Here is a 16445-nt window from a genome sequence, read left to right on the forward strand (position 1 = left end):
GACAGAATGCGTTCTACTGTGGGAGCGGGCTTGCTCGCGAAGAGGCCTTTCGAGCCTTCACAAATTCAGTTTTGCTGTGCAGCCACCCTGGCAAACCCCGCCCGGATTTTCTCTTCCGGCAAATCGTCAGCGATAAACACAATCACGCTTTCCCGCGCCTCACCCTCGGCCCACTCGGTGTCCCAGTCGAAGCCGTAGAGTTTCAGCACGCCCTGGAACACCAGCCGCCGATCTTCGCCCGCAATGTTCAGCACGCCTTTGTAGCGCAGCAATTGCTTGCCGTGCTCTTCCAGCAATTCATTCATGAACTCGCTGAGTTGATCGATATCCAGCGGTTGATCGGTGCGCAGCACCAGGCTGGAAATCCGGTCGATGGACGGCGCCTTGCTCACCGGGCGCAAACTCACGCCGCCACCGAGATCAGCGTTGAGGTTGAAACCGCGTACATCGAGCAATTCCGCCAGATCGATATTGCCGTGTTCGACCACACGGATCGGCGCACGTCGATTGATGCGCGTCAGGCGTTCGCTAAGCGCGGTGAACGCGGCTTCGTCCACCAGATCGGTCTTGCTCACCAGCAAGCGGTCGGCAAAACCGATCTGCGCCTGGGCGATGGTCTGGGTCAGGTGCAGCTCGGCGTGAGCCGCGTCGACAAGGGTGATGATGCCGTCGAGCAGATAACGCTCGCGCAGTTCTTCGTCGATGAAAAACGTCTGTGCCACTGGCGCCGGGTCGGCCAGACCGGTGCACTCGATGACCAGTCGATCGAAGGCGATTTCACCGCTGTCCAGCCGTTCGAGCAGCAGGTACAGGGCTTTGGTCAGGTCGGTGTGGATGGTGCAGCAGACGCAGCCGTTGGCCAGGGTCATGACTTGCACCGGCTCGTCGCCCAGCAATTGGGTATCGATGCCGGCGTCGCTGAATTCGTTTTCGATCACGGCGATTTTCAGGCCGTGCTCGGCTTTCAACAGATGGCGCAGCAAAGTGGTCTTGCCGGCGCCGAGGAAACCGCTGAGCACCGTTACGGGTATTGGAGAAGACAACATCGATCCCCTTCACAAAATTGATGAACAACACAAAACAAATGTGGGAGCGGGCTTGCTCGCGAAGGGGGTCGTGTCAGTCGACATCATTGCTCAATGACACACCGCTTTCGCGAGCAAGCCCGCTCCCACAGTTGGGGACTGCATCAACCGAAGGCTGTCAGATCAACAGCACTTCGGCCCACCCTTGCCACCGTAACGAGCTTCCTGACGTTCGCGAAAGAACATCTCGTAGCTCATCACCGGTTTGTCCGGGTGTTTGGTTTGCATATGCTCGACGTACGTGTCGTAGTCGGGCATGCCGACCATCAGGCGCGCGGCCTGACCGAGGTATTTACCGAGGCGACTCAGGTCATTGAACATGGTGCAATCCTCTGGTTACGCGTCCGGCAGGGCCTGGAATGGCGATTCTTTGTCCGTACGCTCTTTTTTGCCCCAGGCGGCGATGCCGACCTTGAGCGCATAGAACAGGATGCTGAATACCACGAACAGGAACAGCGCGGTCAATGTAGCGTTGGTGTAGGCGTTGAAGATCACGTGCTGCATCTGCTCGACGCTCTTGGCCGGTGCGAGCACCTGGCCTGCGGCCAGCGCATCGCTGTACTTCTTGGCCAGCGACAGGAAGCCGATCGCCGGGTTCGCGTCGAACAGCTTGATGAAGCCTGCGGTCGTGGTGCAGATCAGCAGCCAGGCGGCCGGCAGCAGGGTGACCCAGATGTAGCGCTGGCGCTTCATTTTGATCAGGACCACGGTGCCGAGCATCAGTGCGATACCGGCCAGCATCTGGTTGGAGATACCGAACAGCGGCCACAAGGTGTTGATGCCACCCAGCGGGTCGATCACGCCCTGATACAGCAACCAGCCCCACATGGCCACACAACCGGCGGTGGCGATCAGGTTGGCGGTCCAGGACTCGGTACGCTTCAGCGCCGGTACGAAGGAGCCGAGCAGGTCCTGCAGCATGAAGCGACCGGCACGGGTACCGGCATCGACGGCCGTCAGGATGAACAGCGCTTCGAACAGGATCGCGAAGTGGTACCAGAACGCCATGGTGTTTTCACCCGGCAGGACACTGTGCAGGATCTGCGCGATACCGACCGCCAGGGTCGGCGCACCACCGGCACGGGCCAGAATGGTGGTTTCACCGATGTCATGTGCCACGGCTTGCAGGGCTTCCGGGGTAATTGCAAAGCCCCAGTTGCTGACAGCGGTCGCCACCGCCACCACATCGCCGCCCACCACGGCGGCCGGGCTGTTCATGGCGAAGTACACGCCTGGCTCGATCACCGAGGCCGCAACCATGGCCATGATGGCCACGAACGATTCCATCAGCATGCCGCCGTAACCGATGTAGCGGGCGTTGGTTTCGTTATCCAGCAGCTTCGGCGTGGTGCCGGACGAGATCAGCGCGTGGAAACCCGATACCGCACCGCACGCGATGGTGATGAACAGGAACGGGAACAGGCCGCCCTTCCACACCGGGCCGGTGCCGTCGACGAACTGGGTCAGCGCCGGCATTTTCAGCTCGGGCATGGTGACCAGGATGCCGATCGCCAGGGCGATGATGGTGCCGATCTTGAGAAACGTGGACAGATAGTCACGCGGGGCGAGGATCAGCCAGACCGGCAGTACCGCCGCGACAAAACCGTAACCGATCAGCATCCAGGTGATTTGCACACCGGTAAAGCTGAAGGCCTTGGCCCATACAGGGTCAGCGGCAATCTGCCCGCCCAGCCAGATCGAACCGAGCAGCAAAACAACGCCGATCACCGAGATCTCGCCGATGCGGCCCGGACGGATGTAGCGCATGTAGATGCCCATGAACATCGCGATCGGGATGGTCGCCATCACGGTGAAGATGCCCCACGGGCTCTCGGCCAGAGCTTTGACGACGATCAGCGCCAGCACCGCGAGGATGATGATCATGATCAGGAAGCAGCCGAACAGCGCGATGGTGCCGGGGATACGGCCCATCTCTTCACGCACCATGTCACCCAGGGAACGGCCGTTGCGACGGGTCGACATGAACAGGACCATGAAGTCCTGCACCGCGCCCGCCAGCACCACGCCGGCGATCAGCCACAGCGTACCGGGCAGGTAGCCCATCTGCGCCGCCAGTACCGGGCCGACCAGAGGCCCCGCGCCGGCGATGGCCGCGAAGTGGTGACCGAAGAGAATGTGTTTGTTGGTTGGAACGTAGTCCAGACCGTCATTGTTGAGCACGGCGGGGGTGGCCCGACGCGGATCGAGTTGCATCACATTATTAGCGATGAACAGACTGTAGTAACGGTACGCAACCAGATAAATGGCCACGGCGGCGACCACGATCCACAAGGCGTTGATCGCCTCGCCTCGGCGCAATGCCACTACGCCCAGGGCGCACGCTCCTACGATTGCCAGCAGCAGCCAGGGTAAGTGGCGTAGCAGGCTATTATTATTTTTCATTTTATTATTCCAGCCAGGGTGGACAAGAAAGACAGCCACCCCGAGTTTAGCGCTGTTGGCGCCAAAGGCCATACCCCGACATTGGTCGGACGCCCTGCCTGACTGGCAACACTCGACGTGGCGGGTCTATAGTCAGCGAACCGTCCAGAGGATTGCGCCATGAGCGAGCACCCGTCCGAGCGCCGCCGCTTCAAACGTATCGCGTTCCATGCCAGAACCGAATTGAGCCAGGGCGAGTACATCTGGCCGGTGAATCTGATCGACCTGTCGCTCAAGGGGCTGTTGATCGAGCGACCCGAGCCCTGGCTGGGCAATCCCGAGAAGGATTTTTTCGTCGACATTCATCTGAGCGAGGATGTGCACATCGAGATGGATGTGCAACTGGCTCATGAAGATCACGGCCAGCTCGGTTTCGTGTGTCGGCATATCAGCCTGGAGTCGATTCAGCGCCTGCGTCGCCTCATCGAACTCAATCTGGCCGACGAAACCGAACTGGAACGCGAGCTCGCGGCGCTGATTGACGTCTGATCACTCGAACAACGAGTCCAGCGCCTGCTCCAGACGCGTCACCGCAATGATCTGCAAGCCTGGAGGCGCTTCCTTCGGCGCATTGCCCTTGGGCACGATCGCGCGCTTGAAGCCGTGCTTGGCGGCTTCCTTCAATCGCTCCTGACCGCTTGGCACCGGGCGCACTTCGCCGGACAGGCCGACCTCACCAAATACCAACAAGTCATGAGGCAACGGACGGTTGCGCAGGCTCGACATGACGGCGGCCATCAGCGCCAGATCGGACGCGGTTTCCAGCACCTTCACCCCGCCGACCACGTTGAGGAACACGTCCTGATCGTGGGTCGGAATGCCGCCATGACGGTGCAGCACCGCCAGCAACATCGCCAGACGATTCTGATCCAGCCCCAGGGTCACCCGGCGCGGGTTGGCAAGGTGGCTGTCATCCACCAGCGCCTGGACTTCCACCAGCATCGGCCGGGTGCCTTCCCACGTTGCCATCACCACACTGCCCGGGACCTCTTCCTGAGCGCGGGTAAGAAAAATCGCCGAAGGGTTGGAGACTTCTTTCAGGCCCTTGTCGGTCATGCCGAACACGCCGAGTTCGTTGACCGCGCCGAAACGGTTTTTTACCGCCCGCAGCAGGCGCAACCGGCCATCGGACTCGCCTTCGAAATACAGCACGGTATCGACCATATGTTCCAGAACACGTGGCCCGGCCAATGCGCCTTCCTTGGTCACGTGACCGACCAGGAAAATCGCCGTGCCGCTTTGCTTGGCGTAACGCACCAGCAATGCCGCACTTTCACGCACCTGGGACACGCCGCCCGGTGCCGATTGCAGTTGTTCGGTGAAGATTGTCTGGATCGAGTCGATCACCATCACCTTGGGTTTTTCCTGGCGGGCAGTGGCGATGATGGTTTCGATACAGGTTTCGGTCATGACCCGCAGTTGATCCTGCGGCAAGCCAAGGCGACGTGCGCGCATCGCGACTTGTTGCTGGGACTCTTCACCGGTGACGTACAGCGCCGGCATGGTCTTGGCGAGGTTGCACAGGGTCTGCAAAAGGATCGTCGACTTGCCGATACCGGGATCACCGCCGATCAACACCACCGAACCGTCCACCAGACCACCGCCGAGCACCCGGTCGAGCTCGCCGGAGGCTGTGGAAAAACGCGGGATCTCTTCGATGCTGACTTCGGCCAGGGTCTTGATTTGCGCCTGTTGCCCCGCCCAGCCAGTGCGCCCGCTCGGGGCGGCGGCACCGCCGCTCTCGACCATGGTTTCGGTCAGGGTGTTCCAGGCGCCGCATTCGCCGCACTGCCCGGCCCACTTGGGAAAGGTTGCGCCGCACTCGGTGCAGCCGTACATGCGCTTGGCCTTGGCCATCTGAACCCCCGACAAAAACCGCGATGATAACGCAGCTGTCGCCGATCAGCGCGGCTCGGCGGTACGGATTTCCCCGCTGGCCAGACGCGCGGCGCTGTTGCCCAACGGATCCTCTGCGTTCAGATCGGCGCCTCTTGCCTTGAGGGCTTCGAGCATTTCCGCGCGCTTGAACAGCCCGGCGTACATGGCCGCCGTCTGGCCGGCATCATTACGCTGATCCGGGTTGCATCGGGTAGCCATCAGACGCCGGGCAATCTGTACCTCTCCCTTGAAGATCGCCCCCATCAGGGCTGTGTTGCCACGCTGATCCCGGGCACAGGCATCGGCTCCGGCAGCCAGCAGCTTGTCCACAACCTCGCCCTCGCCGTGATACGCCGCCAGCATCAGTGCGGTGTAACCCTTGGGATCGCGCGTATCCAGCGAATAACCTGCCTCGATAAACGTATCGAGCATGGCGACATTCCCCTCCCTTGCAGCGTTGAAATAGTAGTCCTGCAGTTGCGCCTTGAGCGCCGCTGAATCCTGTTCGGCCGGAGCTGCAAGGGCCGCGAACGACAGACAGCCCAGCAACAGCGAAAGATAAATGCGCATGAGTCGCCTCCTTGTAAGGTGCGAGGCCCGTCACGGGCCTCGCGGTGCCTCTCAGTCGACCAGTTTTTCCGCCAAAGCCTTGACCCGGCCAAGGTCCCCCTTGGCCACCTTGGTCACACCGGCGCCATACTCCGGATCGGCCTTGTAGAGGAAGGACAGGATGATGTGCTTGCTTTCATCATCGGTGCTCGCCAGCGAACCGCCAAAGCTCTCGATCAGATCCTGACGTTCCTTCTTGCTGAAGGATCGATACAGATCACCGGCTTGCTTGAAGTTCTGCTCGCGCTGGATCTTCGTCTGCTGAGTGCTGCCTTGCAGGGACGACTGGCTATACCGTGCGCCTTGTGGCTCCTCACGCGGATGCAAGCGGCTCGGCTGGTAGTTAACGCCCGTGCTGCTGGCACCGAAGTTCATCGCCCCATCCTGATTACCATTGTTCACCGCTACTTTTGGAGCGTTGACGGGTAATTGCAGGGCATTGGCACCCAGGCGATACATTTGAGTATCGGCGTAAGAGAACACTCGACCTTGTAACAAGCGATCTTCCGAAGGTTCGATACCGGGAACAACATTGGCAGGTGCCATGGCAACTTGCTCAGTTTCCTGGAAGACATTCGAAGGGTTACGGTTCAACACCATTTGTCCAACTTTTCGCTCAGGAACATTGGGCCAGATCTTGGTTGCATCCAATGGATCGAAATCAAACTTGGACAAATCTTGCGAACTCAGAACTTGGACGTACAAGTCCCACTTCGGAAAATTGCCTTTATTGATATTCGCTACCAGGTCATTGGTCATATGACTGTAATCCTGACCCTGAACTTTTACGACTTGTTGCGGATCGAGATTCCTGATCCCCTGCAAACTTTTCCAGTGAAACTTCACGTAATGCACTTCGCCCTTGTCGTTGACCAACTTGTAGGCATGTACACCGTTACCGTCCATCTCCCGATAACTGGCTGGCGTCCCTGAGTTGGAATACAGCTCGGTCAAAGTGCGGGTGGCCTCAGGGACATGGGAGAAGAAGTCGAAGCGACGGGAGTCATCATCAAGGTTGGTGCGCGGGTCCGGCTTGAACGCATGCACCATGTCCGGGAACTTGATCGCATCACGGATGAAGAACGTCGGAAAGTTGTTGCCCACCAGATCCCAGTTTCCGTCGGCGGTGTAGAACTTGGTCGCGAAGCCCCGCGGGTCGCGCAGGGTTTCGGGGGAGTGGTTGCCGTGCACTACAGCAGAAAAACGCACGAACACCGGCGTTACCTGCCCGGCGGCGAACACTTTGGCCTTGCTCAGATCGCTGAGATCGTTGGTTACAGTGAACGTGCCGTGAGCACCGGTGCCACGAGCATGCACGACACGCTCGGGAATGCGCTCGCGGTCGAAGCGCTGCAGCTTCTGGATCAGTTGCACGTCCTGCAACAGCACCGGGCCGTTGGCACCGGCGGTTTGCGAGTTCTGGTTGTCGCCCACCGCTGCACCGTTATCCCGGGTCAGGGGCGCGGCGTTCACGGAAAAGGTCAGCAGGCTGGCGGCGAGTACGCCAAACGTACGGCGATGGGGAACAGCCCCGAGGCCAAGAGTGGAATTCATTTTCAGGCTCCTCTGTTTTTTGAGGCGCATCCAGGTGCGCCAGACAGAGGCTAGAAGCTCGATCAGCCAAACATAAATAGAAAGATCGTAACGCGATGATTGATTAATTTTTCTTCCAGATCAGCGGCTTGCAGCGTATTTCGCGCGCGATTAGTGGCACTTTGCAAACTAATGGCGAATCGATGTGTCGATAAATGCGGGCATTGTAAGAAGGTGTTTCGCGCACGACGCGTTTTGCTGATTTACACTGCTGACACCAAACTCATCTGTAACAAGGAAATAACTATGGGCGTGCTTAGCGAGTTCAAGGCCTTCGCGGTCAAAGGCAATGTGGTCGACATGGCCGTCGGTATCATCATCGGCGCGGCCTTCGGCAAAATCGTTTCATCGTTTGTCGGTGACGTGATCATGCCGCCAATCGGCCTGCTGATCGGTGGGGTGGACTTCAGTGACCTGGCAATAACCCTGAAAGCCGCCGAGGGCAGCGCCCCTGCGGTCGTGATGGCCTACGGCAAGTTCATTCAGAGCATTCTGGACTTCGTCATCGTCGCGTTCGCGATTTTCATGGGCGTAAAAGCCATCAACCGCCTGAAGCGCGAAGAGGCCGTGGCACCTACCCTGCCACCGGTTCCGACCAAGGAAGAAGAGTTGCTGGGCGAGATACGCGACTTGCTCAAGGCCCAGAACAACCGGCCTTGAAGACTGAAACGGCACCCGAGGGTGCCGTTTCTTTACCAGTAGTTTTCCACCGCCACCTGCCCTGGCCGACGGGTCAGGCTGAGGCTCATGCCTCGCTGCTTGAGCAAGGCCCGAGTGTCATCGATCATCTGCGGATTGCCACACAGCATGACCCGAGAATTGAGCGGATCAAGGTTGACCCCGGCCGCGCGCTCCAGCTCACCGTTTTCAATCAGGGTGGTGATACGCCCGTTCAGGGCACCGGCATGCGACTCACGCGTCACGACCGGGATGAACTGAAACTTGTGCGCGTATTCGGCCAGGTAATCGCGCCGCGTGAGTTCGCCGATCAGCTGTTGATAAGCCAGTTCCCTGGCTTCCCGCACGCTGTACACCAGGATGATTCGCTCGAATCTTTCCCAGACCTCGAAGTCCTGCAAAATCGACAGAAATGGTGCCACACCGGTGCCCGTGGATAACAGCCAGAGGTCGCGGCCATCGACGAAACGATCCAGCGTCAGATAGCCGAAGGCCTGGCGATCCACCAGCAATGTATCGCCCGCCTTGAGCCGGCTCAGCTCACTGGTGAACTCCCCGCCGGGTACCACGATGGAAAAGAATTCAAGGAACTCATCGAACGGCGAAGACACCATGGAGTAGGCCCGCCAAACCGTGCTGCCGTCATCCTTGGTCACGCCGAGCCTGGCAAACTGTCCGGCACGAAAGCGAAAGCCCGCGTCTCGGGTCGTACGCAATGTAAACAGGCTGGACGTCAGTGGTCGTACATCGATCAAGGTCTGGCGGCTGATTTTTTCTGCACTGGCGGTCATCGGTACCTCCCTGGGCCAAGGTCACAGTGTCCCGCAATAAAGCCTAATAAAAAACCGGACAATTTGTAGTGGTTAATGACGCCAATAACTACTGGCACAATGACATAGTTCAATTCTTGAAATTATGATCTGCATTTAATGATGCATAGGCGGCTAATCACAAACGACTAATTATCTCCAATCTAAGAGCGAAAAATTCCAAACACTTTTGTAGGAAGCGTCCTACACTCGTTTTCGTGCACGAGTATTGGATCCAAAATCGCACCCCAGCGAAAAATATCGGAGAATCTTCAAATGGAAATTTGGAAGGAGTCGCAGATAAAGCAGCTGACATTTGCCACGAGAATTGATACTGCTTACCCGATTCTGCTGACATTTGCCAAAAACATAGGCTTCCAGTTCTGCGGCATTTCAATCACTTCACCTGATCGAAATACACTGCAAAAGCCCTTGCGCTTCAATAACTACCCTCCAGCCTGGAATAAACAATATGAGGAGGAAAGCCACTGGGAGTTTGATCCGGTAGTCACACACTGCACTCGCTCAATGCTCCCCATTTCCTGGAGCAAAGAGTTATTTTCAAAAACACCACAGTTGTGGAAGTCGTTAAAGGACCAGGGACTGGAGCACGGCTGGTCGCAATCCTTTCATCACGAAGAAAGCGGTCTGTGCAGTATCCTCAGCCTGGCCCGGCCTCACTGCCCGATCACTTCGATCGAGTTGTACGAGCATTTTGGCTACATGCTCTACGTCACCCGCCATCTGAGCGAACTCTTCGCCAGTACGCTTCCTTCACGGCCCGAGAAGGCTAGACCGCCTCGCCTGTCTGCACGAGAGGTCGAAGTGCTGAAACTCTGCGCCTGTGGCAAGACAGCTTATGAAACCGCGAGAATCCTCAGCCTGAGTGAGCGCACCGTGAACTATCACGTGCAGAACGTGATCGTGAAAATGAACGTCTGCAACAAGATCTCTGCAGTCATTGCCGCCGCCAAGGCGGGGATCATCTAGTCGGGATCACCAAAAACAACCAAGTAATGCCGTCGAAAAAAAAGTACCATTTACGACCTTCCTGAGTGATGACGCCAAACTTCGCGCCGCTGTTCACCTGGACGGTTCCGCCGCACGACACTCAGGGCCGCGGTACACCCGTTGATTACCCAGAGTCCCCGCCCCATGCCTTTGCTCGATACGCCCTTCGCCCAGCTTGATCTGATCCGCCAGCCCGAACAGCAGAACGAACCGCTGCAAGCCTTCGACGCAGCCGACGAATACCTGCTCAATCATCTGGCCGAACAGAATCTGCCGGCGGATACCCGAGTATTGGTGCTCAACGACAGTTTCGGAGCGCTGGCCATCAGCCTCTCAGGCAAAGTGCAGGTCAGCACCAGCGGAGATTCGTTCCTGGCGTTTCAGGGCCTGGAAAAAAACCTGTTGCGCAATGGCCTGGCGTTCGATGCACTGCGCGGCACGCCAGCCAGCGAGCCGCTGGTCGGGCCATTTGACCGGGTGCTGATCCGTGTCCCGAAAACCCTGGCGCTGCTGGAGGAGCAACTGATTCGCTTGCAGGGCCAACTGGCCCCCGGCGCGCAAGTGGTGGCAGCGGCGATGGTCAAGCATTTGCCCCGTGCCGCCGGTGATTTGCTGGAACGCTACATCGGCCCGGTTCAGGCTTCGCTGGCAGTGAAGAAGGCACGATTGCTGATCGCCACGCCCGAGACCAAGGCCCCCGCCGTCTCGCCCTACCCGACCCGCTATCGCCTCGACGAGCCGGCCATCGAACTGCTCAACCACGCCAACGTGTTCTGCCGTGAAGGGCTGGACATCGGCACCCGCGCCTTCCTTCCGCACCTGCCGAAAAACCTCGGCTCAGCGCGAGTCGCGGATCTTGGCTGCGGCAATGGCGTACTGGCCATTGCCAGCGCCCTGCAAAACCCCGATGCGCATTACACGCTGGTGGACGAGTCGTTCATGGCCGTGCAATCCGCTGCCGAAAACTGGCGCGCGGCGTTGGGCGAGCGGGATGTAATCGTGCGCGCCGGTGACGGCCTGGCCGGACAGGAAGCGCAGTCGCTGGACGTAGTGTTGTGCAACCCGCCGTTCCACCAGCAACAGGTGGTCGGCGACTTCCTCGCCTGGCGCATGTTCCAGCAGGCCCGCGAAGCGCTGGTGGTCGGTGGTGCGCTGTACATTGTCGGCAACCGTCACCTGGGTTATCACAGCAAGCTGGCGCGGCTGTTCCGGGGTGTCGAGCAGGTCGCGGCCACACCGAAATTCGTGATCCTCAAGGCGCGCAAATAATCCGGGCAAAAAAAACCCTCCGGTCGGAGGGTCAAAAGTCCGTGCCGCAAGGCAGCGGGATGGGAAGTCTCAGTGCGTGGTCAGGCCTGCGGCGTTCATGAACATGCGCATCAGGCTGGCGACGATGAACAGTGCTCCGACGCTGCCGACCCAGATCATCGCCAACCAGCCGAGCCGCTGCCACAGCGGCTTTTTTTCGGCTTCTTCAATGTCGTGCAGGGAATGTTTGCCGGTCATGCTTTCATCCTCCGGTTGAGGGAAATGGCGCCGCTACCGGCGCCATCGTGATCACCACTAGTGATAACCGTCTTCATGGGTGACCTTGCCGCGGAACACGTAGTAGCTCCAGAAGGTGTAACCCAGGATGAACGGGATGATGAACAGCGTGCCCACCAGCATGAAGCCCTGGCTTTGCGGCGGTGCGGCGGCGTCCCAGATCGAGATCGACGGCGGCACGATGTTCGGCCACAGGCTGATGCCCAGACCGCTGTAGCCGAGGAAGATCAGCACCAGGGTCAGCAGGAACGGCATGTAGTTGGCATTGCGCGCCACCGCGCGAATCAGACCGTACATCGTCACCAGCACCAGAATCGGCACCGGCATGAACCAGAACAGATTCGGCATGCTGAACCAGCGCGTCGCAATTTCCGGATGGGCCAGCGGCGTCCACAGACTGACGACACCGATCACCGCCAATAGCACGAAGGCCAGAGGACGCGCCAGGTCATGCATCTGTTCCTGCAACTTGCCTTCGGTCTTCATGATCAACCAGGTGCAGCCGAGCAAGGCATACGCCACCACCAGCGCGGCGCCGCAGAACAGCGTGAACGGCGTCAGCCAGTCCAGTGAACCGCCGGCGTATTGCCGGTTGACCACCGGCAAACCATCGATGAACGCGCCGAGCGCCACACCCTGGAAGAACGTCGCCGCCACCGAACCACCGATGAACGCCTTGTCCCACAGGTGGCGCTTGTCGTCCTTGGCCTTGAAGCGGAACTCGAACGCCACACCGCGGAAGATCAGCCCGATCAACATGAAAATCAGCGGCAAATACAGCGCCGACAACACCACCGAATAGGCCAGCGGGAACGCGCCGAACAACGCAGCGCCCCCCAGTACCAGCCAGGTTTCATTGCCGTCCCACACCGGGGCGACGGTGTTCATCATCACATCGCGGTCGGTCTTGCCGGGGATGAACGGGAAGAGAATCCCGATCCCCAGGTCGAAACCGTCCATGACCACGTACATCATGATCCCGAAGATGATGATCACGGCCCAGATCAGCGGAAGATCAATACCCATGACTCAAATCTCCTTGGTCAGGCTGCGGTCGTGTTCGGCGCCATCGTCGTCGGCAGCGGACAACGGACGGGCCGGCGTGCGTTTCTGGCCAGGACCACCCTCGTTGGTCTCCTTGCCCTCGTCGGTCTTCGGCCCTTTGCGCACCAGACGCATCATGTAGCCCAGACCCGCACCGAACAGTGCGAAGTACACCACCACGAACATGATCAGCGTGATGCTCATCTGCATGAAACTGTGGTTGGACGACGCATCCGCCGTACGCATCAGCCCATAGACCACCCATGGCTGACGACCGATTTCAGTGGTGAACCAGCCCGCCAGAATCGCGATCAGACCGGACGGCCCCATCCACAACGCCAGATACAGGAACGGCCGCGACGTGTAGAGCGTGTCACGCTTGCGCAGCCACAGGCTCCAGAGGCCGGTGAAGATCATCAGGAAGCCGAGGCCGACCATGATCCGGAACGACCAGAACACGATGGTCGAATTCGGCCGGTCTTCCGGCGGGAATTCCTTGAGCGCCGGGACTTGCTTGTCCAGCGAATGGGTCAGGATCAGGCTGCCGAGGTACGGGATCTCGACGGCGTATTTGGTCTTTTCTTCCTTCATGTCCGGCCAGCCGAACAGGATCAGCGGCGTCGCTTCGTTACCGACGTTTTCCCAGTGACCTTCGATCGCGGCGATTTTCGCCGGCTGGTGCTTGAGGGTGTTGAGGCCGTGGAAGTCGCCGATGACCGCCTGGATCGGTGCGACGATCAACGCCATCCACATTGCCATCGACAGCATGGTGCGGATCGCCGGGTTGTCCTTGCCACGCAGCAGGTGCCAGGCGGCCGACGAACCGACGAAGAACGCCGTTGCGACGAATGCCGCCGTCGCCATGTGCATCAGGCGATAGGGGAATGACGGGTTGAAGATGATTGCCAGCCAGTCGGTCGGGATCACTTGGCCGTTGACGATCTCGAAGCCCTGCGGCGTCTGCATCCAGCTGTTGGAGGCAAGAATCCAGAACGTCGAAATCAGCGTGCCGATGGCAACCATGACCGTGGCGAAGAAGTGCAGCTTGCGCCCGACCTTATTCCAGCCGAAGAGCATCACGCCGAGGAAACCGGCTTCAAGGAAGAACGCCGTGAGCACCTCGTAGGTCAGCAAAGGCCCTGTGACGGAACCTGCGAAGTCCGAGAAGCGGCTCCAGTTGGTGCCGAACTGGTAGGCCATGACCAGCCCCGAGACCACGCCCATGCCGAAGTTGACGGCAAAGATCTTCGACCAGAAATGGTAGAGATCGCGGTAGGTGTCGTTGCCGGTTTTCAGCCACAGGCCTTCCAGCACCGCGAGATAGCTCGCAAGACCGATGGTGATTGCCGGGAACAGGATATGGAACGAGATGGTGAACGCGAACTGGATTCGGGCGAGATCTAGTGCCTCTAAACCGAACATAAGCTTTCCTCTATCAGATAACGGTTCCAAGGCTGGCGGCCTTGAACCACTGCCCCCACGGGTATGGAGTGCGGCGAACTCGGATTCGTTCTTCTTTTTACAGGCATCGCGACGCAGGGAGTCTGCCGACGGATCACCGATCAGTTCCACGAAGGGTCTTGATCTGGATCAATCAACGTAGAAAGAGTAGTCCCATTTCCGACGGGGAACCGCGTGGTCTTTTGCCGCGTGACAAGTTGCCTCACAGGCCTGGCAACGCCCCGAAATACATCCTTGGCCAGATCTGTTGTCCGGATACCGAAAAATCGATGTCTGGCTAACTAATTTTTTTGTTATGGCAACTTTCTGTTACAGACTGGTGATAATCTCGCGATTCCCCTCGATCAAGACCGGCCCGCAGATGCCCAGCCAAGAGCCCTTGCTGTTACGCCACCACCGTCCCTTTCTTGCGTTCTGGTTTGCCCGGATCTTCACCGCCAGCGGTTTTCAGATGCTCACCGTGGCGATCGGCTGGAACCTCTATCAACTGACCGGCAACGTGCTCGATCTTGGGCTGGTCGGGCTGGTGGAGTTCGCGCCGCGGGTACTGTTCATGCTGCACACCGGCCACGTTGCCGATCGCTACGATCGGCGCAAGGTCGCGGCGATCTGCCAGTCGCTGCAGGCCTTGATCGCCCTGGCACTGGCTATCGGCAGCGCTACCGATCAGGTCGCCCGGGAAATGATCTTTATCCTGGCGTTCCTGCTGGGCGCCGCGCGCTCGTTCGAGATGCCGACCACCCAGGCGCTGCTGCCGAGCATCGTGCCCAGTGCGCTGTTCCCACGGGCGGTCGCCGCCGCGCAATCCGCGCAGCAATCGGCCACCATCGTCGCCCCGGCCCTTGGCGGTCTGCTTTATGCCTTCGGCAGCGTCTGGGTGTATGGCCCGACCGTCGTTCTGTACGTCATCGCCTGCACACTGATGCTCAATCTGCCCGCGCGACAGACCCCGCTGAACAAAGGCAAGGCGACACTCGATTCGTTGTTGGCGGGAGTCCGTTTCATTCGCAGCCGCCCGGACATTCTCGGGGCGATTTCGCTGGACCTGTTCGCGGTGCTGCTCGGTGGCGCTACGGCATTGTTGCCGGTGTTCGCCAAGGACATTCTGCTGACCGGTCCATGGGGCCTGGGGTTGCTGCGTTCGGCGCCGGCGGTCGGGGCGTTGATGATGTCGCTGTTCCTGGCGCGCTTTGCCGTCGAGCGAAACGTCGGACGGGTGATGTTCACTGCCGTCGGTGTATTCGGTGTGGCTACCATCGCTTTCGGTCTGTCGACGTCGTTCTGGTTCTCACTGGCGGTATTGGTAGTGCTGGGCGCGGCGGACATGATCAGCATGGTGATCCGCGCCTCGTTCGTGCAACTGGAAACCCCGGACGAAATGCGCGGCCGGGTCAGCGCGGTGAACGGTTTGTTCATTGGCGCCTCGAACCAGTTGGGCGAATTCGAATCCGGCCTCACCGCTCACTGGTTCGGCACCGTGCCAGCCGTAGTGATGGGCGGCATCGGTACGCTGGTGGTGACCGGAACCTGGATCAAACTGTTCCCGACCCTGGCCAATCGCGACCGGATGCATGTGCCGGTGGAAGAGGTGAAGGCCTAGCTTCACGGGCTCCACCAGCGGGGCCATCCCCCAAGCACAAATAGCTCGAAAAGATGCGGTACATAGATACCGCATTGAGTGTAATGTATCGCCTTACACTCGCTGCATGATCAAATCCTTTCAGCACAAAGGCCTTCGCGGCTTCTATGAAACCGGTTCGACTCGCGGGATTCGTGCCGATCACGCTAAACGGCTGTCGCGCATGCTGCAGTTCATGGATCGCGCAGCGGCTCCCGGGGATCTGGACCTTCCCGGTTGGCGTCTGCATCCACTGAAAGGGGAGCTTTGCGAGTACTGGTCACTCAGTGTGTCCGGGAACTGGCGGGTTATCTTTCGATTTGCAGGTTCGGATATCGAACTGATCGACTATCTGGATTACCACTGACAGGAGGCAGGCTCATGCCTATGCACAACCCGCCACACCCCGGTGAAACACTGCTGATGGACGTATTGCCGGAACTTGGGATCAGCGTGACCGAATTGGCTCGGCATCTTGGATTCGCTCGTCCTCACCTTTCCCGTGTTTTGCACGGGCATGCGCCGATCAGCCCGGATCTGGCCGTGCGACTGGAACGCGCGGGGATTGGCAAGGCTCGCATGTGGCTAGGCGTTCAAACCGATTACGACCTTTGGCAAGCCGAGCACCGTGAGCAGCCAGCCATTCAACCAATCGCTGCTCACGCCTGACCT

The 16445-nt window shown here is 59.3% G+C and carries 17 protein-coding genes; 7 read left to right on the forward strand and 10 right to left on the reverse strand.

All coding sequences use genetic code 11. The annotated features are described in order from the left end of the window. Positions 1–65: 65 nt before the first annotated feature. The 3 genes from yjiA to NE357_RS24850 form a co-directional block, all read right to left on the reverse strand. A complete protein-coding gene (gene yjiA, locus NE357_RS24840) occupies positions 66–1046 on the reverse strand; it encodes a GTPase (protein ID WP_169431998.1) in 981 nt (326 codons plus the stop codon). 162 nt (positions 1047–1208) lie between these two features. Then, positions 1209–1406 carry a YbdD/YjiX family protein gene (locus NE357_RS24845; RefSeq protein ID WP_003228401.1) on the reverse strand — a complete coding sequence of 66 codons (198 nt, stop codon included), beginning with the start codon at positions 1404–1406 and terminating at the stop codon, positions 1209–1211. Between the two features lie 15 nt (positions 1407–1421). Next, complete coding sequence (locus NE357_RS24850) at positions 1422–3488, reverse strand: carbon starvation CstA family protein (RefSeq protein ID WP_169431999.1); 2067 nt, start codon at positions 3486–3488, stop codon at positions 1422–1424. Between the two features lie 159 nt (positions 3489–3647). Here NE357_RS24850 and NE357_RS24855 point away from each other — a divergent pair, with 159 nt between their 5' ends. Continuing rightward, a complete protein-coding gene (locus tag NE357_RS24855) occupies positions 3648–4016 on the forward strand; it encodes a PilZ domain-containing protein (RefSeq protein ID WP_169432000.1) in 369 nt (122 codons plus the stop codon). Here the strand turns inward: NE357_RS24855 and radA are convergent, their stop codons facing one another. The 3 genes from radA to NE357_RS24870 are packed head-to-tail and all read right to left on the reverse strand — an operon-like array spanning position 4017 to position 7568. Beyond that, positions 4017–5384, reverse strand: coding sequence for a DNA repair protein RadA (gene radA / locus NE357_RS24860; RefSeq protein WP_039771749.1), 1368 nt, complete (start codon positions 5382–5384; stop codon positions 4017–4019). It lies immediately after the preceding gene. 45 nt (positions 5385–5429) lie between these two features. Then, positions 5430–5975 carry an ankyrin repeat domain-containing protein gene (locus NE357_RS24865; protein ID WP_169432001.1) on the reverse strand — a complete coding sequence of 182 codons (546 nt, stop codon included), beginning with the start codon at positions 5973–5975 and terminating at the stop codon, positions 5430–5432. A 51-nt stretch (positions 5976–6026) separates the two neighbouring features. Further along, positions 6027–7568, reverse strand: a complete 1542-nt coding sequence (locus NE357_RS24870; RefSeq protein ID WP_169432002.1) for a catalase — start codon at positions 7566–7568, stop codon at positions 6027–6029. A 285-nt stretch (positions 7569–7853) separates the two neighbouring features. Between NE357_RS24870 and mscL the strand changes: the two genes are divergently transcribed. Next, complete coding sequence (mscL, locus tag NE357_RS24875; protein ID WP_102354481.1) at positions 7854–8267, forward strand: large-conductance mechanosensitive channel protein MscL; 414 nt, start codon at positions 7854–7856, stop codon at positions 8265–8267. Positions 8268–8299: 32 nt separating this feature from the next. Here mscL and NE357_RS24880 read toward each other — a convergent pair whose 3' ends face one another. Continuing rightward, on the reverse strand, positions 8300–9076 hold the full coding sequence (locus NE357_RS24880) for a ferredoxin--NADP reductase (protein WP_169432003.1): 777 nt from the start codon (positions 9074–9076) through the stop codon (positions 8300–8302). 294 nt (positions 9077–9370) lie between these two features. Here NE357_RS24880 and NE357_RS24885 point away from each other — a divergent pair, with 294 nt between their 5' ends. Together NE357_RS24885 and NE357_RS24890 are read left to right on the forward strand one after the other, a co-directional pair. Further along, positions 9371–10084, forward strand: coding sequence for an autoinducer binding domain-containing protein (locus NE357_RS24885; RefSeq protein ID WP_169432004.1), 714 nt, complete (start codon positions 9371–9373; stop codon positions 10082–10084). A 165-nt stretch (positions 10085–10249) separates the two neighbouring features. Next, positions 10250–11374, forward strand: coding sequence for a methyltransferase (locus tag NE357_RS24890; RefSeq protein WP_169432005.1), 1125 nt, complete (start codon positions 10250–10252; stop codon positions 11372–11374). A gap of 69 nt (positions 11375–11443) precedes the next feature. On the opposite strand, the gene NE357_RS24895 is transcribed toward NE357_RS24890, so the two are convergent. The 3 genes from NE357_RS24895 to NE357_RS24905 are packed head-to-tail and all read right to left on the reverse strand — an operon-like array spanning position 11444 to position 14116. Next, a complete protein-coding gene (locus NE357_RS24895; protein WP_007950992.1) occupies positions 11444–11611 on the reverse strand; it encodes a DUF2474 domain-containing protein in 168 nt (55 codons plus the stop codon). Between the two features lie 57 nt (positions 11612–11668). Beyond that, complete coding sequence (cydB, locus tag NE357_RS24900) at positions 11669–12676, reverse strand: cytochrome d ubiquinol oxidase subunit II (RefSeq protein WP_169432006.1); 1008 nt, start codon at positions 12674–12676, stop codon at positions 11669–11671. A 3-nt stretch (positions 12677–12679) separates the two neighbouring features. Then, positions 12680–14116 carry a cytochrome ubiquinol oxidase subunit I gene (locus NE357_RS24905; RefSeq protein WP_169432007.1) on the reverse strand — a complete coding sequence of 479 codons (1437 nt, stop codon included), beginning with the start codon at positions 14114–14116 and terminating at the stop codon, positions 12680–12682. A gap of 400 nt (positions 14117–14516) precedes the next feature. Between NE357_RS24905 and NE357_RS24910 the strand changes: the two genes are divergently transcribed. From NE357_RS24910 to NE357_RS24920, 3 genes are all read left to right on the forward strand, one after another. Continuing rightward, complete coding sequence (locus tag NE357_RS24910) at positions 14517–15755, forward strand: MFS transporter (RefSeq protein ID WP_169432008.1); 1239 nt, start codon at positions 14517–14519, stop codon at positions 15753–15755. A 106-nt stretch (positions 15756–15861) separates the two neighbouring features. Continuing rightward, positions 15862–16140, forward strand: a complete 279-nt coding sequence (locus NE357_RS24915; RefSeq protein WP_085747693.1) for a type II toxin-antitoxin system RelE/ParE family toxin — start codon at positions 15862–15864, stop codon at positions 16138–16140. A gap of 14 nt (positions 16141–16154) precedes the next feature. Further along, positions 16155–16442 carry a HigA family addiction module antitoxin gene (locus tag NE357_RS24920; RefSeq protein ID WP_045121630.1) on the forward strand — a complete coding sequence of 96 codons (288 nt, stop codon included), beginning with the start codon at positions 16155–16157 and terminating at the stop codon, positions 16440–16442. Positions 16443–16445 lie beyond the last annotated feature (3 nt).

The sequence above is a fragment of the Pseudomonas sp. G7(2022) genome, from assembly GCF_052660475.1.